This is a genomic window from Candidatus Accumulibacter necessarius (assembly GCF_036625085.1).
The window spans coordinates 341,064-365,644 of the sequence record NZ_JAZKUM010000003.1; the positions used below are offsets into that span (position 1 = coordinate 341,064).

At 63.7% G+C, this 24,581-nt stretch carries 27 protein-coding genes and 3 pseudogenes; 11 read left to right on the top strand and 19 right to left on the bottom strand.

Going from position 1 to position 24,581, the window contains the following annotated elements; translation table 11 throughout:
* Positions 1–53 precede the first annotated feature (53 nt).
* Positions 54–797, top strand: a complete 744-nt coding sequence (gene fnr / locus V5B44_RS09755; protein WP_332358858.1) for a fumarate/nitrate reduction transcriptional regulator Fnr — start codon at positions 54–56, stop codon at positions 795–797.
* 30 nt (positions 798–827) lie between these two features.
* Here the strand turns inward: fnr and V5B44_RS09760 are convergent, their stop codons facing one another.
* From V5B44_RS09760 to V5B44_RS09775, 4 genes are read right to left on the bottom strand one after another with little or no spacing between them, the layout of a single operon-like run.
* On the bottom strand, positions 828–1,223 hold the full coding sequence (locus V5B44_RS09760; protein WP_332358859.1) for a SirB2 family protein: 396 nt from the start codon (positions 1,221–1,223) through the stop codon (positions 828–830).
* Complete coding sequence (locus V5B44_RS09765) at positions 1,217–2,536, bottom strand: hypothetical protein (protein WP_332358860.1); 1,320 nt, start codon at positions 2,534–2,536, stop codon at positions 1,217–1,219. The genes V5B44_RS09760 and V5B44_RS09765 overlap by 7 nt, the downstream gene beginning before the upstream one ends.
* A complete protein-coding gene (locus V5B44_RS09770; protein ID WP_332358861.1) occupies positions 2,536–2,772 on the bottom strand; it encodes a DUF2249 domain-containing protein in 237 nt (78 codons plus the stop codon). Before V5B44_RS09770 ends, V5B44_RS09765 begins: the two co-directional genes overlap by 1 nt.
* Entirely contained in the window at positions 2,769–3,230 is a 462-nt protein-coding gene (locus V5B44_RS09775; RefSeq protein ID WP_332358862.1) for a hemerythrin domain-containing protein, read from the bottom strand. The genes V5B44_RS09770 and V5B44_RS09775 overlap by 4 nt, the downstream gene beginning before the upstream one ends.
* A gap of 148 nt (positions 3,231–3,378) precedes the next feature.
* On the opposite strand from V5B44_RS09775, the gene V5B44_RS09780 reads away from it, so the two are divergent.
* The 5 genes from V5B44_RS09780 to V5B44_RS09800 all read left to right on the top strand — a co-directional run bounded on the left by V5B44_RS09780 (position 3,379) and on the right by V5B44_RS09800 (position 5,717).
* Complete coding sequence (locus tag V5B44_RS09780; protein ID WP_332358863.1) at positions 3,379–3,822, top strand: universal stress protein; 444 nt, start codon at positions 3,379–3,381, stop codon at positions 3,820–3,822.
* A gap of 31 nt (positions 3,823–3,853) precedes the next feature.
* The gene (locus tag V5B44_RS09785) at positions 3,854–4,066 is read left to right on the top strand and encodes a hypothetical protein (RefSeq protein WP_332358864.1); all 213 of its coding nucleotides are present in this window, start codon (positions 3,854–3,856) and stop codon (positions 4,064–4,066) included.
* A 282-nt stretch (positions 4,067–4,348) separates the two neighbouring features.
* A complete protein-coding gene (locus V5B44_RS09790) occupies positions 4,349–4,819 on the top strand; it encodes a retropepsin-like aspartic protease family protein (protein WP_332358865.1) in 471 nt (156 codons plus the stop codon).
* Between the two features lie 12 nt (positions 4,820–4,831).
* Complete coding sequence (locus V5B44_RS09795) at positions 4,832–5,092, top strand: hypothetical protein (protein WP_332358866.1); 261 nt, start codon at positions 4,832–4,834, stop codon at positions 5,090–5,092.
* Positions 5,070–5,717 carry a CoA pyrophosphatase gene (locus tag V5B44_RS09800; protein ID WP_434735431.1) on the top strand — a complete coding sequence of 216 codons (648 nt, stop codon included), beginning with the start codon at positions 5,070–5,072 and terminating at the stop codon, positions 5,715–5,717. Before V5B44_RS09795 ends, V5B44_RS09800 begins: the two co-directional genes overlap by 23 nt.
* On the opposite strand, the gene V5B44_RS09805 is transcribed toward V5B44_RS09800, so the two are convergent.
* A complete protein-coding gene (locus V5B44_RS09805) occupies positions 5,714–6,103 on the bottom strand; it encodes a hypothetical protein (RefSeq protein WP_332358868.1) in 390 nt (129 codons plus the stop codon). The two genes, V5B44_RS09800 and V5B44_RS09805, sit on opposite strands and share 4 nt — an antisense overlap.
* A 239-nt stretch (positions 6,104–6,342) precedes the next feature.
* On the opposite strand from V5B44_RS09805, the pseudogene V5B44_RS09810 reads away from it, so the two are divergent.
* Together V5B44_RS09810 and V5B44_RS09820 are read left to right on the top strand one after the other, a co-directional pair.
* Positions 6,343–7,269, top strand: a pseudogene (locus V5B44_RS09810) (CobD/CbiB family protein).
* Positions 7,270–7,293: 24 nt separating this feature from the next.
* Entirely contained in the window at positions 7,294–8,475 is a 1,182-nt protein-coding gene (locus tag V5B44_RS09820) for an acetyl-CoA C-acyltransferase family protein (protein ID WP_332358871.1), read from the top strand.
* Positions 8,476–8,602: 127 nt separating this feature from the next.
* Here the strand turns inward: V5B44_RS09820 and V5B44_RS09825 are convergent, their stop codons facing one another.
* From V5B44_RS09825 to V5B44_RS09865, 9 genes are all read right to left on the bottom strand, one after another.
* Positions 8,603–11,782 carry a type I restriction endonuclease subunit R gene (locus V5B44_RS09825; RefSeq protein WP_332358872.1) on the bottom strand — a complete coding sequence of 1,060 codons (3,180 nt, stop codon included), beginning with the start codon at positions 11,780–11,782 and terminating at the stop codon, positions 8,603–8,605.
* Complete coding sequence (locus tag V5B44_RS09830) at positions 11,779–12,489, bottom strand: hypothetical protein (RefSeq protein ID WP_332358873.1); 711 nt, start codon at positions 12,487–12,489, stop codon at positions 11,779–11,781. The genes V5B44_RS09825 and V5B44_RS09830 overlap by 4 nt, the downstream gene beginning before the upstream one ends.
* Positions 12,486–13,031 (bottom strand): hypothetical protein, encoded by a 546-nt coding sequence (locus V5B44_RS09835; protein ID WP_332358874.1) that lies wholly within the window; start codon positions 13,029–13,031, stop codon positions 12,486–12,488. Before V5B44_RS09835 ends, V5B44_RS09830 begins: the two co-directional genes overlap by 4 nt.
* A gap of 144 nt (positions 13,032–13,175) precedes the next feature.
* Positions 13,176–14,444, bottom strand: coding sequence for a restriction endonuclease subunit S (locus V5B44_RS09840; protein WP_332358875.1), 1,269 nt, complete (start codon positions 14,442–14,444; stop codon positions 13,176–13,178).
* Complete coding sequence (locus tag V5B44_RS09845) at positions 14,441–14,638, bottom strand: hypothetical protein (RefSeq protein ID WP_332358876.1); 198 nt, start codon at positions 14,636–14,638, stop codon at positions 14,441–14,443. Before V5B44_RS09845 ends, V5B44_RS09840 begins: the two co-directional genes overlap by 4 nt.
* Entirely contained in the window at positions 14,631–14,996 is a 366-nt protein-coding gene (locus tag V5B44_RS09850; protein WP_332358877.1) for a type II toxin-antitoxin system VapC family toxin, read from the bottom strand. Before V5B44_RS09850 ends, V5B44_RS09845 begins: the two co-directional genes overlap by 8 nt.
* Positions 14,993–15,277, bottom strand: coding sequence for a hypothetical protein (locus V5B44_RS09855; protein WP_332358878.1), 285 nt, complete (start codon positions 15,275–15,277; stop codon positions 14,993–14,995). The genes V5B44_RS09850 and V5B44_RS09855 overlap by 4 nt, the downstream gene beginning before the upstream one ends.
* A gap of 16 nt (positions 15,278–15,293) precedes the next feature.
* Positions 15,294–16,958: a type I restriction-modification system subunit M gene (locus V5B44_RS09860; protein WP_332358879.1), complete on the bottom strand. Its 1,665-nt coding sequence runs from the start codon at positions 16,956–16,958 to the stop codon at positions 15,294–15,296.
* A gap of 2 nt (positions 16,959–16,960) precedes the next feature.
* Positions 16,961–17,086, bottom strand: a complete 126-nt coding sequence (locus tag V5B44_RS09865; protein WP_332358880.1) for a hypothetical protein — start codon at positions 17,084–17,086, stop codon at positions 16,961–16,963.
* A gap of 436 nt (positions 17,087–17,522) precedes the next feature.
* Between V5B44_RS09865 and V5B44_RS09870 the strand changes: the two genes are divergently transcribed.
* The 3 genes from V5B44_RS09870 (at position 17,523) to V5B44_RS09880 (ending at position 19,817) form a co-directional block, all read left to right on the top strand.
* Positions 17,523–18,323, top strand: coding sequence for an amino acid ABC transporter substrate-binding protein (locus V5B44_RS09870; RefSeq protein ID WP_332358881.1), 801 nt, complete (start codon positions 17,523–17,525; stop codon positions 18,321–18,323).
* A gap of 83 nt (positions 18,324–18,406) precedes the next feature.
* Positions 18,407–19,060 (top strand): amino acid ABC transporter permease, encoded by a 654-nt coding sequence (locus V5B44_RS09875; protein WP_332358882.1) that lies wholly within the window; start codon positions 18,407–18,409, stop codon positions 19,058–19,060.
* Positions 19,061–19,064: 4 nt separating this feature from the next.
* A complete protein-coding gene (locus V5B44_RS09880; RefSeq protein WP_332358883.1) occupies positions 19,065–19,817 on the top strand; it encodes an amino acid ABC transporter ATP-binding protein in 753 nt (250 codons plus the stop codon).
* 75 nt (positions 19,818–19,892) lie between these two features.
* Here V5B44_RS09880 and bioD read toward each other — a convergent pair whose 3' ends face one another.
* From bioD to bioA, 5 genes and pseudogenes are all read right to left on the bottom strand, one after another.
* Complete coding sequence (gene bioD / locus V5B44_RS09885; protein WP_332358884.1) at positions 19,893–20,594, bottom strand: dethiobiotin synthase; 702 nt, start codon at positions 20,592–20,594, stop codon at positions 19,893–19,895.
* Positions 20,591–21,361: a malonyl-ACP O-methyltransferase BioC gene (bioC, locus tag V5B44_RS09890; RefSeq protein WP_332358885.1), complete on the bottom strand. Its 771-nt coding sequence runs from the start codon at positions 21,359–21,361 to the stop codon at positions 20,591–20,593. The genes bioD and bioC overlap by 4 nt, the downstream gene beginning before the upstream one ends.
* Complete coding sequence (gene bioH, locus V5B44_RS09895; protein WP_332358886.1) at positions 21,342–22,106, bottom strand: pimeloyl-ACP methyl ester esterase BioH; 765 nt, start codon at positions 22,104–22,106, stop codon at positions 21,342–21,344. Before bioH ends, bioC begins: the two co-directional genes overlap by 20 nt.
* Positions 22,103–23,256 (bottom strand): annotated as a pseudogene (gene bioF / locus V5B44_RS09900) (8-amino-7-oxononanoate synthase). The gene bioH and the pseudogene bioF overlap by 4 nt, the downstream one beginning before the upstream one ends.
* Positions 23,253–24,579 (bottom strand): annotated as a pseudogene (gene bioA / locus V5B44_RS09905) (adenosylmethionine--8-amino-7-oxononanoate transaminase). The pseudogenes bioF and bioA overlap by 4 nt, the downstream one beginning before the upstream one ends.
* Positions 24,580–24,581 lie beyond the last annotated feature (2 nt).

Below are 24,581 nucleotides of genomic sequence, written 5' to 3' on the forward strand. Positions count from 1 at the left end.
GAGACCTTGGGTTGACGTGGATCAAACGCAGGGTTTAGTGAAAAAAGGCTCCGATGTCCAACGATGCTGCGACTGCCAGACTCGCGTTTGAAGTCGTGAAAACCGCCTGTTCAAACTGCAATCTGCGCGAACTGTGCCTCCCGATAGGCCTCGAAGCGGATGAGCTGAAGAAGCTGGACGAGCTGGTTTCGACGCGCCGACGTCTCAAGCGCGGCGATCACCTGTACCGTGCCGGGCAGACCTTCGAGTCGATCTATGCGATTCGCAGCGGCTTTTTCAAGACCGACGTGCTGATCGAGGATGGCCGTGATCAGGTGACCGGTTTCCAGATGACCGGCGAGTTGCTCGGTCTCGACGGTATCAGCAGTGAACTGCACACCTGCAACGCCATCGCCCTCGAAGACAGCGAAGTGTGCGCCATTCCCTTCTCGCATCTCGAGGGACTGTCGCGGGAAATCCATACCCTGCAGCATCACTTTCACAAGGTCATGAGCCGCGAGATCGTGCGCGACCACGGGGTAATGATGTTGCTCGGCACGATGCGCGCCGAGGAACGCCTGGCCGCGTTTCTCCTCAATCTCTCGCAGCGTTTCAAGGCGCGTGGCTACTCGCCGGCGGAATTCAATCTGCGGATGTCTCGCGATGAAATCGGTAGCTATCTCGGCCTCAAATTGGAGACGGTCAGCCGGGCTTTCTCGCGCTTCCAGGAAGAAGGCCTGCTCGCCGTGCATCAAAGAAAAGTCAGGATTCTCAACACGGCGGGCTTGAGAAAGCTGATGACCCACCAGCGTGGCTGACCGCCTGCACGTCTCCCGGCAGGGGCCGCTTCAGATCAGCCAGGCGAGAAACCCGAGCGGGTTGCGGAGCACGGCAACCGATACGATGTAGGCAAACGAGGTCAGCGCAGCAACCAGGAAGGCCGCTCGCCGTGCTTTGCCACGTGCTCGCTTGAGGGCCATTGCCCCGCAGCCGATATAGACCAGCAGACCGACCAGCTTGGCTGTCAGCCAGTCTATGGTGAACGGATACTGGGCGCTGAGCACCGCCATGGCGATCGCGCTCCCGAGCAGTAGGGTGTCCACCCCATGCGGCAAGACGCGGACGACTGGTCGCTGCAGCCAGGGTGAGTCGGTCAGCATCCACAGGCCACGCAGAAAAAAGCCGGCGCCGCTGAGCACGACGCAGCCGATGTGCAGGTGCTTGAGGAACGCGTAGCTCAGCATGTGCCTTGCGCAGGCGGTATGGCTGAAGTCGGGGCGACCATCTTCAGGCGCTGGTATCGGTAGAATGCGACGGCCGTCAGCAGGTTGTAGAGCAGCCAGACATTGGCCAGCACGAGTGCGATTCCGGCCGGATATGTGAACCACTCGGGCCAGATGACTGCTGCCAGCAGCAGTACAAGAGAAGCGACGTGCGCGTAGAGCTGCCGGTCGATCTGGCGCGCGGCGATGACCTTGTTCATGCTTGGGGCAGCCACCCGCCCATCGCCCAGATTCTGGAGGTGCAGCCAGACCAGGAAAGGAACGATCTTGTAGAGCATGCCGACCATCACCGACATGAAGCCGCCGAGCAGAGCCAGGACACCGCACAACAGCGGCCATTCCTGCCGTTGAGCGAGCGCCGGCAGGCTGTCGGCAGCAAACCACAGGGCGCAGGCGGCCAGCAGGCACAGCATCGCCAGGCGCCAGTAGTACTGGCTGGCGTCGAACCGGGCGCGCTTGCTGCGGCGCTGGACCTGCAGGGTCAGCGCCGCAAACACCGCCACCGTCAGCACGACTGCAGCAGCCAGGACTGCCGATGACCGTTGCCAGCCAGCGCCAACCACGATGCTCCACGAGGACAGTACAGCGAGTACCGACCAGGAAAAGCCGTGCGCGAACCATCCTGGGAAGGGCGGGGTGATCTGGAACATCGGGACCACAACGAGGGCGACGGCAGCAAGCAGGATGCCGCCCCAGCCGACCAGGCCCCATCCGAGGTGTATCGCCGTCAGTTGCAGGACCGGCAGTCCAGACGATCCGTCGCGCGCGACTGCCAGCAGCATTCCCAGGCCAGCAGTCACGGCCAAACCGATCAATGCCAGCTTCAGGCCCTGGATGGTCGGATTGGTCGACCGCACACCGACCAGCGCATGACCAGCCGCGCCGAGAAAGAGCGCGATGCCGATGCCCAGCAGCAGCACGGCCAGTCGTAAGACGAACGGCTGTGAAGTCAGGAGGCCTGCTGTCAGCAGCAGGGCGCCAGGCACGATCGCTGCGTGCACCAGGGACGACAACAGCAGCGGCCGAGCCATGTTCGCCCCGGCCACGACCGGCAGGATCTGGATCATCGCCCCGAGCATCACCTGCAGCATGAAGCCGACGGTGATCAGATGCGTCAGCGCCAGCGCCGACGGCGTCCAGCGTGAGGCCAGGAGCTCCGGCCCACTCCAGAGCAGCAACGTGCCGGCGAGAATGGCAAACAGCGGGGCGGTGAGAAAAAAGCGGAACGGTGCAGCAATCGGAGGCGCCTGTTCGAAGGACAGCAGGGCCTGCATTACTGTGGCTGATGCTGGATCAGGACTTCGACCGTGCCGTCTGGCCGGCGGGTGGTTTGCCAGGAGAAACCGTTGAGCTGCAGTGCGCGGTAAAGCGGGTAGGGCTCATGGGGAAGCAGGACCAGGAGTGTTTCCGCCGGACCGATCTGGTCGAGCGCTTCCAGGGTGCGTACCAGCGGCTCCGGTGGTTCGAGGCCACGGCCGTCGATCACGATGTCAGCATTGCTCGGGGTCATGTTGGCACTTCAACCTGGCCCGCAATCTGCGTCTGCAATGTTGGCAGCAACACCTTGACCTGATCAGCCAGATGCTGGTCGCACATCGGATAAAGCACGTTCTCTTCCTTGACATTGTGCTGCTGCATCATGATCAGCAGGGTTTCGGCGTTGCCGGCATAATCGTCGACATCCTGCTCTGCCAGTGCCGAGGCAGCCGCCGTCAGCAGCAGGCGCATCTGGGCATGTTCGCCGCGCATCACCTGTGTCGGCCCCTGGTACATGCCGGTTGTCTGTTCAAAGAGAGGAAACAGAACGGATTCTTCGGCGGCGAAATGATGCAGCATGCCGTCCCGGTAGTGGGCAAACTCGCTCCTGGCCAGTTCCCAGTTGCGCTTGGCGACAGTGTGCTCGACCGCGACCAGCATCGCATCGCAAGCGCGATGATCGTTGGCCATGAAATCCGTGATTGCGTGCATGAGGAACCTCGGCGAATGAAGATTGGCATTGTCGGCCGGGTTGCGGTTGCCAGCGTTGATCGACATCAAACAAGGCATTTGATTTCGATCAACAGCCGTTGCTTGTTTCGTGCCTATAGTTGGTTGATTCGACAGTGGAGGTAACGCCATGTTCAAGAACATCCTTGTCCCTACCGATGGCTCCGAGCTTTCAAAGGAGACTGCACGCCGGGCAGTATCGTTCGCCAGGGAGGCGGGGGCCCGCATTACGGCGTTCTTTGCGAAACCCGAGTACCCGGTGAGTTACTATGGTGAAGGCGCCTTGATTGACCCGACGACGCCGGAGAAGTTTGCCGAACTTGCCGAGCAGCAGGCACAGCAGACCCTGGATTTCGTTGTCCAGTTGTGCGACGCAGCGGGTGTTCAGGTCGACAAGCTGTCGCTGACCAGCGACATTCCCTATCAGGCAATCATCGACGCGGCAACCCAGGCGGGCTGCGACCTGATTTTCATGGCCTCGCATGGTCGCAGGGGCTTCACTGCCTTGTTGCTCGGCAGCGAAACCAACAAGGTGCTCACGCACTCCAAGATTCCCGTCCTGGTTTATCGCTGATTCCCTCGCCGCGGGCCATGTGCCCGCCCAGATGACAGCCCTGTTCGGCCGCTGGTGGGGCCAGTCGCACGTCTGCGACCAGCGGCGAGCGGGCAAGCAGGATACTGCGCGTTGTACAGCCGCCGGTGTCGAGTACGGCGCCATTCCGTGCTCGCCGTTCTGCGATACCCATCCTTCCGCCGAAATGCCGTTGATCGCTGCTGATCGGCGCGCTGCGCGCATCAGCGCCGGCGCCGCTGCCTGAATGTGGCAAAATGCCTTGGTCGATCGAGATTCTGATGGCCAAATGTGCCTGGCTGATGGAGGAAACGGAATGCTGATTCACTGTGTCGAGAAAAGCGCGAGGTGGCTCGGGTGGGCACCGAGCCGGTACACGGCCGTGTTATCTCTTTATGCCCTCTGCTCAGGCGCGCAGGCAGTGGATGTCGGGTTGGCGGGTGTCTTTCCGGGAAAGGCATTGCTGACGATTGACGGTGGGGCGCCGCGAACTGTTGCGGTTGGCAGCAGGACCGCTGAAGGCGTCACAGTGCTTTCTGTCGATAGTCAGAGCGCCACCATCGAGGCCAATGGAAGGAAGCAGGTTCTGCGGGTTGGGCAGAACGTTGCCGCGCAATCTTCAGGTGACGGCGGCGGCAAGGCGACATTGACCGCTGACGGCAGCGGCCATTTCGTGACCACTGGAAACATCAACGGAACGACAGTCCGCTTTCTCGTGGACACGGGCGCGACGATGGTCTCGCTTGGTGCCAGCGAGGCGCGGCGCATCGGCCTGGATACCAGCAAGGGTCCGACAGCGGTGGTCAATACAGCCAATGGTCAGGCACTGGTGGCGCGCGTCAAACTCGATTCGGTACGGGTGGGCGAAATCGTAATGAACAACGTGGATGCCCTGGTCCATCAACAGGAGATGCCCTTTGTCTTGCTGGGCATGAGTTTCTTGAACCGTATGGAAATGCAGCGTGACGGTCAGACGATGACCCTCAGGAAGCGCTACTAGGAGAAGTCGAATATGAGTCATCGCAGCGAAAAGCTATCCATGTTGGGCCGCGAGCTTGAGCTTCTGATGGGCGAGCGGCAGACGCTACTGCAGGTGGTGGGTGCAACGGCTGCACTGATTGCCAGTCTGGACAGCAGTCACCTGCCGCTTGGCGCCGTCAAGCCGGCTGATCTGGTGGCGAGCACGATCAACGCCCTCGCGGATGAAACCCTGCAGGATGCGCTTGCCGCGGTCCATGCAGAGATCGAGGATGAGCCGGTTGTCATCAACTGAGGCGGTGCTTGGTCCGCCAGCAGCCAGCAGCCGTGCCGTCGATCTGGACCGGATACGGCTGGTTCTGGACGCATCGCCTTCCCGGACTCACTTTGTGCTGGAAGACGGCGTCGGCGACGAGGAACTGACGCCGGCTGCCGTGCTCTTCCCGATTGTCCAGCGGATGGAGGGGCCGACGGTGTTGCTCACACAACGGACCGCGCATCTGAAGGACCATCCTGGTCAGATCAGTTTTCCAGGGGGGCGACGTGAGCCGGCCGACCTGTCGCCCGCACACACGGCCTTGCGCGAGGCCACTGAGGAGATCGGGCTGTCACCGGCGCATGTCGAGATCGCCGGTTATCTGCCCGAATACCTGACCAGTACCGGCTTTCGGGTCACCCCGGTGGTGGCCATGGTGACGCCGCCTTTTGACCTGCAACTCGACGCATTTGAAGTGGCGGAGGCATTCGAGGTGCCGCTCGCTTTCCTGCTGGATCCGGTCAACCACCAGCAGCACTCCCTGCACTATCGGGGCAAACTCCGGCACTACTACGCGATGCCCTATGGCGAGTACTTCATCTGGGGCGCCACCGCAGGGATCATCATCTCCCTTTGCCGCGCCCTTGGCGTCGCCGTTCGCTAGTCGAGCACCAGCACGAGTTTTTCCAGAAACTGCTGTGCCGCTTTCTGATCCGGGGCAGCGCGCAGTGCGGCGCGCAGTTTCACGAGCTGATGCAGAAGTTCGTCGCGCGTCTTCGCTTTCTCGATCTCGGCGATCAGCGCGCCAGCCTGCGCCCCCAGCAAATCCATCAAGGTGCGTGCGGCATAGCTCCTGGCCAGGCTGATGTCCTCGTCGGGAAGCGCCGGGCGAGCGTCTGGCACCTGTTCCGCGCTGCTTCCCGGCGCAGGCTGAACCTGAACGAAGCCGCCGTTGAGCAAGGACGCAAGGTGCCGCTTGCCCTCGGCGCTGGAAGAGCTGAGCGCGACGAGTTCGTTGCCGGTACGATGGCCATCGACCATGATCAACATGGCTCGTACTCGGGAGGGCAGGCGATTCGCGCGGGTGGATATCTCCTCAAGGCCCTTCGGCGTTTTACACAAAACAGACGACAGATTCATCCTTGAAGGCTTTCCAGAAGCGGCGGAGCGATGTTGCGTGAAGTGTCGGGTTTCTGCAAGTCCCGATGAATTATGATATGGTGCCCATTTGGCTACTGGGCCGACGCAAACTGCCAAGCCTGCACCGTGTCGCCCAACAAGACTTCAGGATGAGCCTGTTTTCCCTGCTTGCCGTCCTGCTGCTTGAGCAGGTCCGGCCACTGCCGTACCGTCAGTTTGTCCACGAGCCACTTTCCGCCCTGGCCGGCTTTTTCGAAAGCCGGTTCAATGCGGGCGAGCGCCAGAATGGAGTCGTCGCCTGGCTGATTGGCGTCGGTGGGCTGGTCTTCGTCACTGCAGCCATCCATCTCTTCCTTGCCGGACTCAGCCCCTTGCTCGCCTGGTTATGGACCGTCGCTTTCCTCTATGTGACGATGGGCTTCCGCCAGTTCAGTCGCCATTATACGGGCATTCAGCTGGCGCTTCGCACGGGTGACGTGGCGCAGGCGCGCAGACTGCTTGCCGAGTGGCGGGGTAGAGCGGCGGAAGGTCTGTCCTCCTCCGAGATCGCTCGACTGGCGATCGAGGAGGTGCTTTGCGCGTCGCATCGCCGTGTTTTCGGCGTCTTAGTGTGCTTTCTTCTCCTGCCTGGCCCTTGCGGCGCGGTGCTGTATCGCGTCTCTGCCTTCCTGGCCGATGCCTGGGGCGGGCGAGGCGGCGCAGAAGATGGTCATTTCGGAGCTTTTGCACGGCGAACCTTTGCTATCATTGACTGGCTTCCTGTGCGGCTGACTGCTGCGGCTTTCGCCATCGTCGGCGATTTCGAGGATGCGGTCTAGTGCTGGCGCACGCGAGCCGACCAATGGCCAGGCGATGGTCTGGGGATTGTCCTGGCGAGCGGCGCTGGTGCCTTGGGGGTCCGCCTCGGGATGCCGGTGCTTGACGTCGGTGAGGTTGCCGAGCGGGCAGAGATCGGTACCGGTGAAGAAGCAGACGTTGACTTCATGGAGAGTGCCGTCGGGCTGGTTTGGCGGGTGCTGGTGCTGTGGTGGTTGTTGTTGCTTTTGTTGGGGCTTGCCAGTCTGGTAGGCGGTTGATCGATCAATTACAGGAGTTTCTTCATGAGCAGAGAAGTCGTTGTACTAAGCGCGGTCCGTTCAGCTATTGGCACCTTCGGTGGTTCACTCGCCAACATGGAGCCGCATGAGCTGGCTGGCACCGTGATGAAGGAGTCGATCGCCCGTTCCGGTGTCGATCCGCAGCAAATCACTTACGTTACTGTCGGCAACTGCATCCCGACCGATTCGCGCTTTGCCTATGTTTCCCGCGTCGCCTCGATCCAGGCAGGTCTGGCGATGGATTCCGTGGCCATGGCGGTCAATCGCCTGTGCGCATCGGGTCTCCAGGGTGTCGTGACCACCGCTCAGAACATCATGCTCGGTGACGCCGACTATGGTATCGGCGGTGGGGTCGAAGTCATGTCGCGCGGTTCATACATGCTGCCGGCGATGCGTTCCGGCGCACGCATGGGCGACGCCAAGGCAATCGACATGATGGTCGCCACGCTCACCGATCCCTTTGGTGTGGGTCATATGGGCGTCACGGCAGAGAACCTGGCGACGAAGTGGAACATCAGCCGCGAAGAGCAGGACGCCTTCGCGGTCGAGTCGCAGCGTCGCGCCGCCGCCGCCATCGCCGAGGGCCGCTTCAAGTCGCAGATCGTGCCGATCGTTATGAAGACCCGCAAGGGTGATGTCGTCTTCGATACCGACGAGCACGTCAAGGCGGGAACGACCATCGAAGCACTGGCCAAGATGAAGCCGGCTTTCAGCAAGGACGGCACGGTCACCGCCGGCAACGCCTCTGGTATCAATGACGGCGCGGCCTTCCTCGTGCTTGCGGCTGCCGACCTGGCTGCCAGTGCGGGACACAAGCCGATTGCGCGCCTCGTGTCCTACGCCGTCGCCGGTGTGCCGAACGACCTCATGGGCGAAGGCCCGATCCCGGCGACCAAGCTGGCGCTCAAGAAGGCCGGCCTGTCGCTGGACCAGATGGATGTCATCGAAGCCAACGAAGCCTTTGCTGCACAGGCCATCGCGGTCAACAAGGGCCTCGGTCTCGATCCGGTGAGAACCAACCCGAACGGCGGTGCCATCGCTTTGGGTCACCCGGTCGGTTGCTCCGGTGCCTTCATCGCCATCAAGGCGATCTACGAGCTGCAGCGGACCGGCGGCAAGTACGCGCTGGTCACCATGTGTATCGGCGGTGGTCAGGGTATTGCGGTGATTTTCGAACGCGCCTGAGCGCAGTCTTCCTCAGCCTTTCAGAAAGCCCGACCGTTTGCCGGTCGGGCTTTTTTTCGCCCGTGACGGTTAGAAGGGTCACCGATCCAGAACTCAGGCTGGCTTCGCTGGCCGATTTCCGGCGGAATCATTGAGGGTAGCTTTCATACACATGCTCGAACACCGCCGAGCATTTCTGATGGTAAAGCTCCGGCGTATAGGCGCGCGGTAGGCCGTTGTCGAGCATGTCCTCGATAGTGAGCTTCAACTGTGATCGGGCAGCGGATTTCTGCCGCCAGTTGAGCACCAGCCGGCCCTCGAGCCGTGCCAGGAGATCTCGTGCCACCTTCTTTACCTCGGCGCGTTCGTCCGCACTGAGTTCGGGTGCCGGTCGAGTCAGGATGTCGAAGATGACCAGCTCTTCCTCGCTGATGTTCTCGCGCACATGCCGTTCCTGCTCGTCGCTCAGGCTGTTGGAGAGCTTCACCAGCTCCTCGAACAGTTCCTCGATACTGCGGCTGCCGGCGTTATAGCTCTCGATCAGAGTCTCGAATTTATCGGCGAAGTCGGCGCGGGTGCGGTTGAGCCGGATCATCTTTTCCAGCTGGGCGCGGATCGCCGCCTTGAGCACTTCAAGGTCGGTGTTCCTGTGCTTCGATTTCTTGAAGCGCTGCGCCAGCGCCTCGAAGTTGATCTTCGACAGGTCAAGCGGCGACGGCCCCGACTGGCGGATCTCGTGGCCGGTAATCGACTCGTCGAGCAGGGTGTTGATGCCGCTCATCACCTGCGCAATGTCCGGCGGGTTGGGGTTCAGCTTCACCCGGATGGTTTCGGCCAGCGTCGTCAGGCAGGCCACGCGGCTGGCAAATTCCAGTGCCGCCGGATCGGGCTTCACGGCACTGTAGAGCGTGCTGACCAGCCGCTCATGGGCAAGGAAGTCGCGGCGCAGCGGGTCGGGCGAAATCAGGGCGTTCATGCCGTCCTGGATGCGCGACAGTCGCTCCATGCTGCCGGCCGGCGTCGCCTCGATCTCGGCCAGCATCACTTTGTACGCGGCGCAGAAGGCCGTCGCATCAAGCACCACCTGGCGCAGTTCCTCGACCAGTTGCTGCTTGTCCTCGACCGGACTCTTGCCGTCCTTGCCGGCGCCGTAGATCGCCAGTGCCTTTTCCAGCGAGGCGAAGACGTTCGCGTAATCGACGATGACCCCGCTATGCTTGCCGGGGAACACCCGGTTGGCACGGGCGATGGTCTGCATCAGCGAGTGGTTGCGCATCGGCTTGTCGAGATACACCGTCGAGCAGCTCGGCGCGTCGAAGCCGGTCAGCCACATGGCGCAGACAAAGACGAGGCGCAGCGGGTCGTCGGTGTCCTTGAACTTTTCATCCAAGCCGGGCTGTGAGTCATTCATGCGCTTACGGTGCGGCTCGATGTCGAGGCCTCTGGCCTGCATCTGTTGGATTTCGTTCTGTCCCGGTGAGACGGTCACCGCCATGTCGGTGCTGGTCAGTACGTCCAGCCGTTGTTTCAGCTCGGCCATGCGCAGGTCGCGCCGCGCCTGTTCTGGTGTCATCTCGCCACCACTCGACAGATACGCCAGTTCGCCCACTTCCCCCTGCACCCGTGCCGTTTCCGCCGCCCAATGCGCCTTCACCTTGTCGTGCATGCGCAGTGCGGTCGCCTTGTCGATGCACACCACCATCGCCTTGCCCAAGAATCCCCGCCCGAGGAAGTGCCGCACGATGTCCTGTGCCACGGTCTCCAGGCGGTCGTCGCGGGTGATCAGGTGATATTGCCGCCCCAGCACCTTTTCCAGCTTTGCCTCCTGATCGGCGTCGAGCTCGGCATCCTCGATCAGGCGGTAAATGTCTTCGTTCAGGTCGGGATTGACGAGCTGCAATTCCGGCGTGCGGTTCTCGTAGAACAGCGGCACCGTGGCGCCGTCTTCGATGGACTGCTGGAAGTCGTAGATCGAAACGTAATCGCCGAACACTTCCTTGGTGCGTTCCTCGCCGGCAATCAGCGGCGTGCCGGTAAAGGCCAGGAACATCGCTCTGGGCAGCGCGGCGCGCATGTTGAGCGCCAGCGTGTCGTACTGGCTGCGGTGCGCCTCGTCGGTCAGCACGATCACGTCGGAACGCTCGCAGAGCAATTCCGGCGTCTGAAACTTGTGCACCAGCGTGAAGACGTAGCGGTGGTTGCCGCGCAGCAGTTCGCGCAGGTGGGCGCCGCTGGCGGCGTGGCAGGCGTCGCCCTCGGCCTCGCTCACCGCGCCGGTGGTCTTGAAGGTCTTGGCGATCTGCTCATCCAGCTCGACGCGGTCGGTAACCACCACAAAGGTCCAGTTGCCGGCCAGCTTCCTCAGCACCTTCTGCGCGAAGAAGACCATCGAAAAGCTCTTGCCGCTGCCCTGCGTCTGCCAGAACACGCCGCCGCGTCCGTGGCCCAGCTTGCGCGCCTCCAGCAGCGAGGCGATGGCGTTATTGACGCCGAGAAACTGGTGGTTCTGGCCGATGACCTTGACCAGCCCGCCCTTGTGCTCGGAAAACAGCGTGAAGTTCTCGACCAGATCGAGCAAGCGAGCGGGGTCGCAGGTGCCGCGCAGCATCACTTCCAGCGACACCCGGCGCGCTTCGTCCTCGCGTTCGATGCGCTTCCACTCCACCCAGCGGCCCCAGTCGGCGGTCAGCGAACCGACGCGGCTGTCGGTGCCGTTGCTGGCGATGAGCAGCGCGTTGCTCCAGAACAGCGCCGGAATCTGCTGCTTGTAATGGCTGAGGTTCTCGTCGAAGGCAGCCCGCGCCGGGACACCGGGTTTCTTGAGTTCGATCACCACCCACGGCAGGCCATTGACGAAGCCGACCAGATCGGGCCGGCAGGTGTAGAGCGGGCCGGTCACGGTCAACTGGCTGACGAGCAGGAAATCGTTGTTCTCCGGCGTTTCCCAATCCACCACACGCAGGCGTTCGGTGCATTGGCCACCACTCTGGCCGCCGTGCTCGCGGTCAGGAACCGACACCGTGATGCCTTCCTTGAGCAGCCGGTAGACCTCGCGGTTGGCGGCCTCGAGGCTCATCGCCGAACGGTCGCGGGTCAGCTCGTCGACGGCGTTGGCGATCGCCTCTGGTGGCAGGGTCGGGTTGAACTTGCCCAGCGCGGCGCGCAGGCGTTCGACCAGCACCACCTCGCCCCGGGTTTCGCGCCCCAGCGTGCCGTCGGCGCCCAAGGCTTCGTCCAGCGCCGACACCGTCTGCCAGCCGAGCGCGGCGAACAGCCCGATGGCGGGCTGCTCGACGAGCTGGTCTTCGGAATAGGCGTGGGAGATCATGGCAACTGAAGACCGGCGATGGCATTGAGTTTGGCGAGCAAGTCGGGCAGACGCTCCTGACTGGCCGCATCGCCCGGCAAATGCCCCGGCAAAGCGTCCATGAACGCCGGCAGTGCCAGCAGGCCCTGAAAACGCTCGGCCAGATAGACCCTGAGCTCGGGCGGGCTGGTGCGGCACTCATCCTGCAGCGCGTCGCGCCCATCGACCACCGCGAGCAGGTCGCCGAGATCATGGCTGAACAGGAAATCACCCTCGCCGCGCCCGTCGAACGCCTCCAGCTTGGTGGCCAGGAACACCGGCGCGGCGATCAGGCGGATGATGCGACCGCCGGGCAGCGCGACTGCCTGGGCCGTCTCCAGCGCCAGCGGATACCAGCGGTTCGCAAAACCGAGAATTTCTTCCAAGGTGGGCATCACATCCACCGCCACCGATCCCACCTGCCAGCGACAGACCGGCGCTCCCGGGCGCATGTCCGGCACAAAGCCACGCGCACGCAGCGCTGCCTCGACCCGATGGTAGTCGGACAGCACCACGGCCTGACAGACCAGGTCCACATCTTCCGTCGGACGAATCGCCGGCATCGCCGGATCGGTAATCAACAATCCGGCCACTGCACCGCCGACAAAGACCATTTCCTTGCACAGATCGTCACCCAGCCGCTCGGCGACGACCTCGAGCAGGGCCACGTTGGGATCGTTGGCGTTCATGGCTGCAAGCGCTTTTCCAGCAGATCGATCGCCAGCGCGCGTTCGCGGGCGCTACCGCCGCGCACCGCATCGAAGAGCACCAGCAACTCGTACAGCGCCGGGTTGCGCCCGGCCGCATCCGGCACCCTCGGGTAAAGAGGATAAAAGGCCACGCCGCGCACGGTGCCGTCCTTGTGCGGCCACACCGGCAACGGGTCGCCCCCCGGCACGATCAGGTCCTTCAGCGGCGCTGCCGCGTAGCCGGTCGGCATGCCCCGCGTCAGCCCGCCGCGGGTGGCTGGAAAGCAGTAGCGCGCGCCGTGCTGGACGAACAGCCGCAGCGCGGCGAGGATCACCGCTGCCTTGCCGCTCGTGTCCTTGTGGGCAAGCTGGGCGGCCACCGCCCGCTCCACCGCCCCATGCACCTCCGATGCCGTCATGCCCAGTTCGGCCGCCAGCGCCGCATAGGTCGGCGCCGGGCCGCGCTCCAGCGCCAGGCGCAGCAGCACCACCAGATCCTGCGGACGCAGCACGATTTGGGGGTTGGACTTTGAACCGGCCACCGAAAACTCCTATATTCGCTATTCGCGAATAGCGAATATAGGCGCATGGCGCGTTGTTGGCAATGGCGGTGGGGTGGCCGTGCCGAGTGGATGTCTACTAAAACAGCAACAGATTAGTAGGAATGTCATTGCCGCGGGACGGCTTCAAGACCCCGGCCCCATCGCCCCCGCAGCGCCGCAGGACGCGGCGACCGGCGAAGCGGAAATCGCCCCGGAAAGCGCGTCGACCGCAACCTGCCCGGAAAGCAGGCGCGGCAGCAGCAGGTCGCGGGTGCGGCGGAGGTTTTGGATTTGGCGCTGGAGCGTGAGAATTTGATTGAAGAACGGTGCGGTCTGATCTGAGAAACAGAGCACAAGCTCATCAGCAGGTTTCAAACATTCGAAATTCCGCAACAGCACTTGGCTGATGTTCTGTTGGGCTGCGCCAAGTCGTAGGCCAATGATTCGCTCCCGATTCAGGAGCAGCGTTAGAAACGCAAACTCGCGCCCAAACGCCGAATGCTTCGGAAGAACCGCGCAGCACGCTTGGTTGGTTGCTGCTGCGCGCGAAAGAATCGCCAGCTTGCCGATGGTTGCACCGTAGAGCGCAATCAACACTGCGTTCGCTGGAAAGAGTTTGGCAGAAGATTCCTTCAGCGCGCGTTCGGTGATGTGCTCCTCGGTTGATAGCACGAACCCGTCGAGCAACTCTTGGCTCTTGACCCAATCAATTGTGCCGCTCTCAAAATACTCAGGGCGCGCCCGACTTGGCGTGCCGCCTGAGCCGGTGTTGTAAAGCTCGCCAAAGGTTGTGACCTCCCACCCCTGCGGAATCTGGCCGAGGGGGGAAGCGACGCGGGGGTGGCTTTCGTGGCCGGGGAAGCGGAAGTGGACGAACCACTCGCGATATAGGGCGCGGGCCATCGACTCGAGAATCTTGATGCGCCGCTGGCTGTTCTCGATGAGTTCGTCGTAGGCCGACAGGATGCCCGCGATGCGTTGCTGGACGGGTAGCGGGGGGAATGGGATTTCAATCAGCCGCATGTTTCCCTGAGATAACTTCGGCTGAGCCGCGCCGGTTACAAACGGCTTGATGTCGGCATTATTTAGACATGCGAGAAGGAACGTGTCGTCTGCGATGTTGGGCTTCCCACGTAGGATGTGGGCGTGATTGTTGACCCAAAACTTCCCGGCGGCGAAGAGTGCAAGTGGGAGATTCTTGCTGTTAAGATTCTCACCGTCTTCCGCAACAAGGATGTAGCGACCGTCGAAGATATAGCCGTCGATATGGTCAATGACCCCTTGTGCACCGTAGTAGGGAAATTTGCCCTGCCGCTCCTGTCGTTGCCGACTGTTCAGCGGCACGCGTTGAGAATCGAACAAGTCGATAACATCGCCAAGTTTTGCTGTTGGCCAATTGCTTGCTATCCTCACGGCTCCAGAATCTCCGCCCCACTCGCGGTGATGGCCGGCTCCGGCGTCAGTCCAACCGGGCGCGCCAAAAGCTTTCGCACCGCACAACGCACCTCTTCGGCGGAAACCGTATCCACCAGTCCGAGGTCAAGTTCTTCGGCGCGGCGCAGGGCTTCCCGATGCCATGCCTCGGCGATACCCGGCAAATCACTCATGCCGGACTTCAAGCGGCTGGCAGCGCACGCCGGGGAGCGCCAGTAACCGCTGGTCGTTGGTCAGCAAGGTGGCGTCACAGGCCAACGCGCTGGCGGCGATGATGGCATCGGGCAGGCGCAGGCGATGCTCGCGGCGCAATCGTACGGTGTGTTGTTTGACCGGCCCGTCGAGTTCGACGATGCCGATATCGGCCAGGAAGGCTTCGAGCCAGGTCTGCTGGGCGGCGTCGAGACCCTGAAAGGACAGGAGTTCCAGTTCCGTGATGACGGAGATGAAGTATTCACCCGGCGGCAGCGGCTGGCAAAGCAGTCCCTTTTGCAGGTAGATCACTGCATTGGTGTCGAATACCGCCCTCATTCCCATTCCTGGCGTATGGCTTCCTGATAGGCAAGGCCATCGACCGGCCACTGGACGGTGCCGCTGTAGCGCATCGGGTCGAATTCCTGCGGACACTTCTGTGGTGCCTGGATGAATTTGGCCAGATCGCGCGACGGATCGATTTGAGGCCAGGCGACTGCCGGCGACGCCGTCCTTGATTTGCTCGCGAGGTACTCCACGAAGTCGAGGACTTGGGCCTGGCGCTGGTCATCCAGTCGGTGGAGATGTTCGATGATGCTGGCTTCGATGGCGGCACTCATGGTTTTCCTCCGTGAATCAGGTCAGTAGCGATGCGACATTTTGCGCGATACGGGCTTGCAACTCCAGCGCCTGGGCGTTCAGCGATTCCAGTTCCTCGTTCAGGGTTTCGAGCTGTTCCTTGAAGTCCTCGTCGCTCACTTCCTCGCCCGGCGCGACGCCGACGTAGCGGCCGGGGTTGAGCGACCAGCCCTGGGCTGCGATCTCGGCGAGCGTCGCCGCCTTGCACAGACCGGGAACGTCACGATAGACCAACCCATCCCCTCCCTGGCCCTCCCCTTGAAGGGGAGGGAAGATTTCGCCGAGCTTAGCCGCCGTCTCGTCACCGCCGACAGTGGTGTCGAGCGCCTCGCCGCGATAGAGGCGGACCAGGTTGGCGATGAAGCCGATCTGCGCCGGCGTCCAGTCGCGGTGGGCGCGGTCGACCTGCCGGTAGATGTGGCGGGCGTCGATGAAGAGCACGGTGTCGGCGCGTTTCGCGTGTTTGGATCGGGCCTTGCCCTTGTCGAGGAACCACAGCGTGCAGGGCAGGGTGACGGTGTAGAACATGTTGGGGCCGACGGCGACCATGACATCGACGGCCCGCGCTTCGATCAGCTTCTGCCGCAGTTCCTGCTCGGACGAGCGCGCATCGGACGCCGAGTTGGCCATGACGAAGCCGGCGCGGCCCTTGGCATTGAGCGCCGAGTAGAAAAGCTGTATCCACAGGTAGTTGGCGTTGTCGGTGCGCGGCAGGCCGAAAGGGAAGCGGCGACCGGCGCCGACCATGTATGCAAGCCGTTCCTTGTCCACCGCATTGACGTTGAAGGGCGGATTGGCGAGGACGAAGTCGAAAGATCCGGTGGCACTGTGCGGGTCGTCGTAGTAGCTGTTGATGTTGCCGCCGTGCTTGATGTCGCCTTCCAGCCCATGCACGGCGAGGTTGAGGCGGCACAGGCGGCCGGTTTCGTCGGTTTTCTCGACGCCGCAGATGGCGAGTTCGGCAGCGGGGTTTTTCTGGTGCTCGGCGACGAAGCGCGCTGACTGCACGAACATGCCGCCGGAGCCGCAGGCCGGGTCGAGGATTCGGCCATGGAAGGGTTCGATGATTTCGGCGAGCAGCTTGACGATGCTGCTCGGCGTGTAGAACTCGCCGCCACCCTGGCCTTCGGTCATGGCGAAGGCGCCGAGGAAGTATTCGTAGATGCGGCCGAAGGCGTCGTAGTCGAGCGTCGCCGGAATCTCGGAGACCTTCTTGAGCAGTTCCTTCAGCAGGGTGCTGGTGAACAGGTTGTAGGTCTTGGGCAGTACGCCGGCGAGTTGCGGGTTGTGCTTCTCGATCTCGCGCATCGCGGCGTTGACCCTGGCGCCGATGTCGGCGACCTCGGGTAGCATCAGCAGATAGTCGAAGCGTGCCTCGGGGGCGAGGTAGAGGATGCCTTCGGCGTGGTAGGCGGCGGGTTCATCGATTCGGCTGCTTCGCCTGGAAAACGCGCTTGACGATGCCCTGGCGCCTTCAAGCCTGGCGCGCTGGAGGGCGAAGCGCACCTCGGCAAAGCGCAGGAAGATCAGGCCAAGGATGGGGCCGGAGTATTCCTGCGCCTTGAGGCCGGAATTGGCGCGGAACTGGTCGGCGGCATCCCACAGACGCTTTTCAAGCGAGGTGGAGGCGGCGTCTTTTTCGGAGGGGGCGATCCATTGCATAGTCAGTCGACCTCGATGAGTTCGATGGTGTCGTGCCGTGCCATCGATTCGGCGAGGGTGTCGTCCGCTTGGACGGCTGCGGTCGTTGCCGCAACGGCATGCCCGGTGATTGGCGAAACCAGTTCCATGGGCAGATCGGAGCGTTGCCAGCGGCCGTCCCGACAGGGACTGAGCAGGTTGTGGCGCCATGCCGCGTTGGTGCCGAGGGGGGTCTTGGCGATCAGGGTGCTTCTCCCGTTGCGTTCTTGTTGGTTGTCTTGCCAGGTTCAGGGACCCTCGTCGCCGCCGCCTGGTTTGGCAGTCCGAGGAGTGGCGGTATTGTCCGACAAATCACCAGCAGAGGACACCGCCGCGGTCGACCAGAGCAAGGCTCCTGTTTTCGTGATCGGTCCGGCTTGCCGAACTGCGCTTGGCGCTATGCCCTGTCGTCGCGCAGGAAGCTGCGGCTGCCGCGTTCGCCGATTTTCCGACCCGGAGGTCGCCCCGAATTCGGTATACTGCCGGGCCGGACCAGGTCGGGCAGCGTTTTTACCCTTATAACCATGTGGTGTGACAGGAAGAAAGATGAACAAAAGGACTGCAATACTCCCGGTCGTCGTGTTGGCTGTTGCCCTGGTCGCGAGTTGCGGCAAGAAGGAAAGTGCGCCCGAAGGGAAGGCGGCCGCCGCGCCGGCCGCCGCGATCGTCGTCGGCCTCGACGACAACTTTCCGCCGATGGGTTTCCGCGACGAGAAGAACGCGCTGGTCGGCTTCGACATCGATCTCGCCAGGGAAGCCGGCAAGCGGCTCGGCGCCGAGGTGACGTTCAAGCCGATTGACTGGAATGCCAAGGAAGCCGAACTGACCAGCAAGCGGGTGGACGTGCTCTGGAACGGGTTGACGATCACCGAGCCGCGCAAGGAAAAAATCCTCTTCACCACGCCCTATCTCGAGAACCGCCAGATCATCGTCGTCACCGACAAGTCGCCGGTCAAGGTCAAGGCCGACCTTGCCGGCAAGGTGGTCGGCGTGCAGGACGGCAGCAGCGCGATCGACGCCATCGAGAAGGATGCGGCGACCGCCAAGTCGCTAAAGGAACTGAAGAAGTTCGGTGACAATGTCACCGCGCTGATGGATCTGAGCGCGGGCCGGCTCGACGCGCTGGTCGTTGATGAGGTGGTCGGTCGCTACTACACGACCAAGAGGCCGGGTGAATACCGGGTCCTCGAGGAAAACTTCGGGACCGAAGACTACGGCGTTGGCACCCGCAAGGACGACACCGAGTTGATGGCCAGGCTGCAGAAGACGCTCGACGAGATGAAGAAGGATGGTTCGGCCGCGGCGATTTCGAGCAAGTGGTTCGGCAAGGACATCATCAAGAAGTAAGCGCGTGCCGTTCAAGTGACACCTCGCCACCGCATGTCCGGTCGCTGCCACGATGAAAAGCGCTTCCTGTCGGGACCGGGCACATGAGCTATGTGATTGAGATCATGGGCCCCCTGCTCGAGGGCACGGGGGTCACGCTCCAGGTTTTTCTGCTGACCTTCGTGCTCGCCGTGCCGCTTGGCCTGGGTCTGGCGCTGATCAGGATTTCGGGTTTTGCCGTCCTCGGCGGCCTGGTCAATGGCTACATCTGGCTGATGCGCGGCACGCCGTTGATGCTGCAGATGCTGTTCATCTACTTTGCCCTGCCCTTCGTACCGGTGATCGGCGTCCGCCTGCCCGACTTTCCGGCCGCGATCGTCGCCTTCGTCCTCAACTATGCCGCGTACTTCGCCGAGATCTTCCGCGCCGGCATCCAGTCGATCGATCGCGGTCAGTACGAAGGCGCGCGGGTGCTTGGGTTGAGCTACGCACAAACGATGCGCCGGATCGTCCTGCCGCAGGTGCTCAAGCGGATCCTGCCGCCGATGAGCAACGAGACGATCACGCTGGTCAAGGATACGTCGCTGATCTACGTGCTGGCGATGAATGACCTGCTGCGGGCAGCGCGCGGCATCGTCCAGCGCGACTTCACGACGACGCCCTTTATCGTTGCCGCCGCCTTCTATCTGCTGATGACGCTGGTCCTCACGCTGGGCTTCCAGCGTCTGGAAAGAAAGTATGCGGTCTACGATGGATAGCCCGATGATCCACGCCCTAGACGTTCACAAGCGCTTTGCCGCAGTGGAAGTGCTCCGGGGTGTTTCCCTGGATGTCGGCAAGGGCGAAGTGGTCGCCATCATCGGCCCGTCGGGCTCGGGCAAGAGCACCTTCCTGCGCTGCCTCAACCACCTCGAAACGATCAACCGTGGACGCATCGACATCGCCGGCGAAACGCTGGTGTCTTCCGCCAAGGATGCCGTCTGCCGTTATGCGCCCGAGGCCGACATCCGGCGCATCTGCCGCCGGATGGGGATGGTCTTCCAGCACTTCAACCTGTTTCCGCACCTGACGGTGCTGCAGAACATCATCGAGGCGCCGATCACGGTCAAGGGCCTGCGCCGTGCCGAGATCGTTCCGGTCGCCGAGGGATTGCTGCGCAAGGTGGGCCTGCTCGACAAGCAGGCGAGCTACCCCTCGCGCCTTTCCGGCGGGCAGAAGCAGCGCGTCGCCATTGCCCGCGCGCTGGCCATGGATCCGGACATCATGCTCTTTGACGAGCCGACCTCGGCGCTCGATCCGGAACTCACCGGCGAAGTGCTGCGGACGATACGCGAACTGGCCGAAGAACACATGACGATGCTGGTGGTCACCCACGAGATGGCCTTTGCGCGCGAGGTGGCGAGCCGCGTGGTCTTCATGGATGGCGGGGAAGTCATTGAGGCACGTCCGGCAAGGGAAATGTTTTCCTCCCCCGAACACGCGCGCACGCGAGCGTTTCTCGAGAACATGCTGTAGCTGACGGGCGCGAGCGAGCTCGGCGCCAGCGGTCGGGGATGCTGCCGGCGATCGACGGGTCCCCTTTGCAGCCTCTCAGCCCGGGAACCGCATTTGGGTGATTGCCGGCAGCGGCTGGTCGGGAAGGCGCAGCGTCAGCGCTGCCTGCTCGGGCGTCATGCCGTATTCGACGACGCCGAGCAGTGGCGCCGGCAGTCGCGCCTGAAGGGCGGCGAGGTTTTCCGCGAAGCGCGACATGGCCGGATCAATCCGGTTCGCCACCCAGCCGGCCAGTGGCAACCCGCGCGCCGCGATGGCCTGCTGGGTCAGCAGGGCGTGGTTGATGCAGCCCAGCCGCATGCCAACCACCAGGATCAGCGGCAGCTTGAGCAGCGCTGCCAGATCGGCCGTGTCGCAGCTGGCGCCGAGCGGTACGCAGAAGCCGCCGACACCCTCGACCAGAACGGCGTCGGCCATGGCCTGCAGTTGCGCGAAAGCGTCGACGATGTGCGCCAGCTCGATGGACCGGCCTTCCTCCTCGGCGGCGATGTGCGGCGCAATCGCGGCGCGGAAGCCGTAGGGATTGACCAGCGCCCGCGGTGGCTGGACTGACGAGGCGGCGAGCAGGCGCTCGACGTCGTCGTTGAAACCGTTTTCATCGAAGCCGGCGGCGATCGGTTTCATCGCCAGCGCGCTCAGCCCGGTTCGGCGCAAGGCGTGCAGCAGCGCGCAGGCGACGAAGGTCTTGCCGATCTCGGTATCAGTACCCGTGATGAACCAGGCGTGACCGTTCTTCATTTGCGCGCGCAGGCCAGAATGACGTCGTAGCGCGCGGGCAGGCCGGCGGGCGTGCGGTGCGCTTCGTAGGCCGCCTGTACGCGCTGCCAGGCCTGGCGCCCGAGCAGGCCACTGCGCGCGCCTTCACCGACCGAGTTGGCGCCGATGTCCTTGATCGAACGTAGAAGGTTCCTGAGGTCTGGGTAGTGCAGGCTGATCGTCTGGCGAAGCAGCCTGATGGCAGAGAAGCCGGCACGCTGCAGGGCCTGTTCGATCGCGGCCGGTTCACTGAAAGTCAGGGTGTGGCGGTGGCCGTCGATACCGGTGAAGGCCGCGCGCAGTTCGCCGAAGGTCTCGGGCCCAAGCGTGCTCAACGCCAGTTGTCCTTCGGGACGCAGGACGCGGTGCGCTTCGCGCAGGACCTTGTCGATATCGCACCACTGCACGGTCAGATTCGACCACCAGGTGGTGAACGTTGCGTTCTGGCAGGGCAGCGCCTCGATGTCGGCGGCCAGGCAGAGGTCGGCGTCGAGACGTGCCAGGGAAAGCATGGCCGGAGCGAAGTCTACCGCGGTAATGCGGGCGGCCGGCCAGCGGCCACGCAGCAGGCGGATGCCATAGCCGGTGCCACAGCCAGCGTCGAGGATGCTGGTCGGCTCGGGATACGGATCGAATGCTGCCAGCAGATGTTCGCAGACCTGCCTCTGCAAGACCGCGGCATCGTCATAGGAGGCTGCAGCGCGTTCAAAGGACTCGCGCACCCGCTGTCTAGGTGGCAGGTCGGGCATGGCAAAAATTCTCCAGTAACTGGACGAAGTGTTCGGGGTCGGTCAGGAAAGGCGCGTGCCCGGCACCGGCGAAGACCTCCAGGCGGGCATCGGGCAGGGTAGTTGACAGGGATTGCGCCGCAGCGACCGGGTTCAGACGGTCATTCTCGCCGTGGATCAGCAGGCTGCGCGTCGTCAACGTCGGCAGCAGCGGACGCAGATCGACTTCCCGCAGCCAGTCCAGGCCATGGCCCAGCGCGGCGACCGCGGGCGCCGGCTGGCGGCGCAGGCAGGCGAGCAGGGTACGGGTCAGCGCCCGCGCCTGCCGGTCGCCCTGGCAAAGCAGTGCGACGAAGCGCTGCAGCGTCTGTTCCGGCTGACGCTTCAGGCTGTCTGAAAAGCTGTCGAGCACTTGCGGGGTCTGCGCCGGAGACCAGTCGCCGCGCTGGGTGAAACTTGCAGTGGCGCCAACCAGCAGCAGGCCGGCAACCCGTTGCGGCGCCAGCACGGCCGCGCGCATGGCCAGCATCGCACCGAGCGACCAGCCGCAAAGGGTAACCGGATCCGGAAGGGCGTCGATCAGATCCCGGGCCGCCTGGGTGAAATCCGGGCTGCCGGCCGATGAATCGCCGTAGCCGGGCAGATCGACCAGATGGACTCGCCAGGTGCGCGACAAGGCGGCGATCAGAGGTTGCCAGACGCTGCTGCCCAGCCCCCAGCCGTGGATCAGCGCGAGGTCCGGACCCGCTCCGACGATACGTGTCATGCCAGCTCCCGCAGGGCGTCGACCAGTCGGGCAAGCTGCGCTTCACTGTGCGCGGCGGTCAGCGAGACGCGCAGGCGCGCCGTTCCTTTCGGCACCGTCGGCGGACGGATGGCCGGCACCCAGAGGCCGCGTGCGTAAAGGGCACCGGCGATCCGCAAGGTGTCATGGTTGTCGCCGATGATTACCGGCTGGATTGCCGTTGGCGAGGGCAACAGGCGCCAGCGCGTGGCCGCAAGACCGTCGCGCAATTGGGCGACGAGTTGCCACAGGTGCTGCCGACGTGCGTCACCCGCCGCGATCAGGTCAAGGCTGGAAGCCAGCGCGCAGGCGATGATCGGGCTGCTGGCGGTGGTGAAGATATAGCTGCGGGCGCGCTGCTGCAGCCACTCGATGACTGTTGCACTGCCGGCGACGAAAGCACCGGCGGCGCCGGCGGCCTTGCCGAGAGTGCCCATATAGACCAGCGCTCGGCCGCTGGCAGGTTGAAGTGCGCGAGGCTGCCGCGCCCCTGCCGCCGAGCACGCCGAAACCATGTGCGTCGTCGACCACCAGCCAGGCGTCAAAGCGCTCGGCCAGCGCCAGCAGGCCGGGCAGGGGAGCGAGGTCGCCGTCCATGCTGAACACGGCATCGGTGAGGATCAGCTTGCGCCGGGCGGTGCTGGTGGCGAGCAGGCGCTCGAGCGCCGGCAGATCGGCGTGCGGGTAGCGCTGGCTGTCGGCGCGCGAGAGTTGCACGGCGTCGATCAGCGAAGCGTGGTTGAGGCGGTCGGCGAAGACGGCGTCGTTGCGCCCGACCAGCGCCGGAACGATGCCAAGGTTGGCCAGGTAGCCGGTGGAGAAGAGCAGGGCGCGCGCAAAGCCGGTGAATTCGGCGAGCTTCTGCTCCAGCGCGGCGTGCGCTCCGAGGTGGCCGCTGACCAGATGCGAGGCGCCGCTGCCGACGCCCCAGACGCGGGCGCCGGCACAGGCCGCGTCGACCAGCGCCGGGTCGTTGGCCAGGCCGAGATAGTCGTTGCTGCAGAAGCTGATCAGCGGCTGGCCGTCAACCTGTGCTTGCGGTCCGCAGGGGAGTTCGAGGGTCCGGCGGCGTGCGTTTGAGGCCGTCGCGCTGCAGTGCGTCGAGTTCGCCTTGCAGTTCTTCCCAGATCATGAGCGCAGCGCAGCCTCCAGTGCGGCGGTCGCGCGCGCGACGAGAAACTCGCATTCCTCGCGGCCGATGACGTAGGGCGGCATGAAATAGACCGTATTGCCGATCGGTCGCAGCAGGATCTCGTTGGCCAGCGCGTGCCGGTAAAAGCGGCGCGAGAACTGCGGGTCGTCGCTGACAACGTCGAAGGCGGCAGATCATGCCTCGCTGGCGCAGTGGCGCACCTGCGGGTGCCCGGCCAGCGGCTGCAGGCAATCAGCGAGGTGCCCGGCGAGGCTGCGATTGGCTCGATCACCTGATCCTCGGCGAAGATGTCCAGCGTTGCCAGCGCCGCGCGGCAGGCCAGCGCGTTGCCGGTGTAGGAGTGCGAGTGGAGGAAAGCCGCGGCTGGTGGCGTCGTCGTAGAAATCGGCATAGACCGCGTCGGTGGTCATCACGATCGACAGCGGCAGGTAGCCGCCGGAGATGCCTTTCGACAGGCAGAGGAAGTCCGGCGTGATCGCCGCCTGCTGATGGGCGAAGAAGGTGCCGGTGCGGCCGCAGCCGACGGCGATCTCGTCGCAGATCAGATGCACCTCGTAGCGGTCGCAGAGGCTGCGGGCCAGGCGCAGGTATTCCGGATCGTACATCGCCATGCCGCTGGCGCACTGCATCAGCGGCTCGACGATCAGCGCCGCGGCGCTCGTGATGGTGCTCGAGATGGCTTCGAGCGCGGCGGCAGCGCGGCGGGCGACGTCGACGGCGCTTTCGCCTGCTTCCGGCCAGGCGTGCATCCGGGCTGGCACGGTGCTGGCCGGGCGCATCAGCGGCGCGTAGGCGTCCTTGAACAGCGCGACGTCGGTGACCGCCAGCGCGCCGACGGTCTCGCCGTGATAGCTGCCGGCCAGGCAGAGGAATTCCTGCTTCTCCCGGCGACCGCGGTTCTGCCAGGAGTGGAAGGACATCTTGAGCGCGATTTCGGTCGCCGAGGCGCCGTCGGAAGCGTAGAAGCAATGCCCGAGTTCGCCGCCGGTCAGCGCCGACAGCGTTCGGACAGCTCGACCACCGGCCGATGCGTGAAGCCGGCGAGGATGACGTGTTCGAGTTCCTCGAGCTGCTCGCGCAGCGCGGCATTGATGCGCGGGTTGCAGTGGCCGAACAGGTTGACCCACCAGGAGCTGATGCCGTCGAGGTAGCGCCGGCCGTCGAAGTCGTACAGCCAGACACCTTGCCGCGGGCGATCGGCACCAGCGGCAGGCCCTCGACCGCCGCCGCGTGCTGCTTCATCTGGGTGCACGGGTGCCAGACGGCAGCGAGGCTGCGTTGCAGCAAATCGCTATTGCTCATGA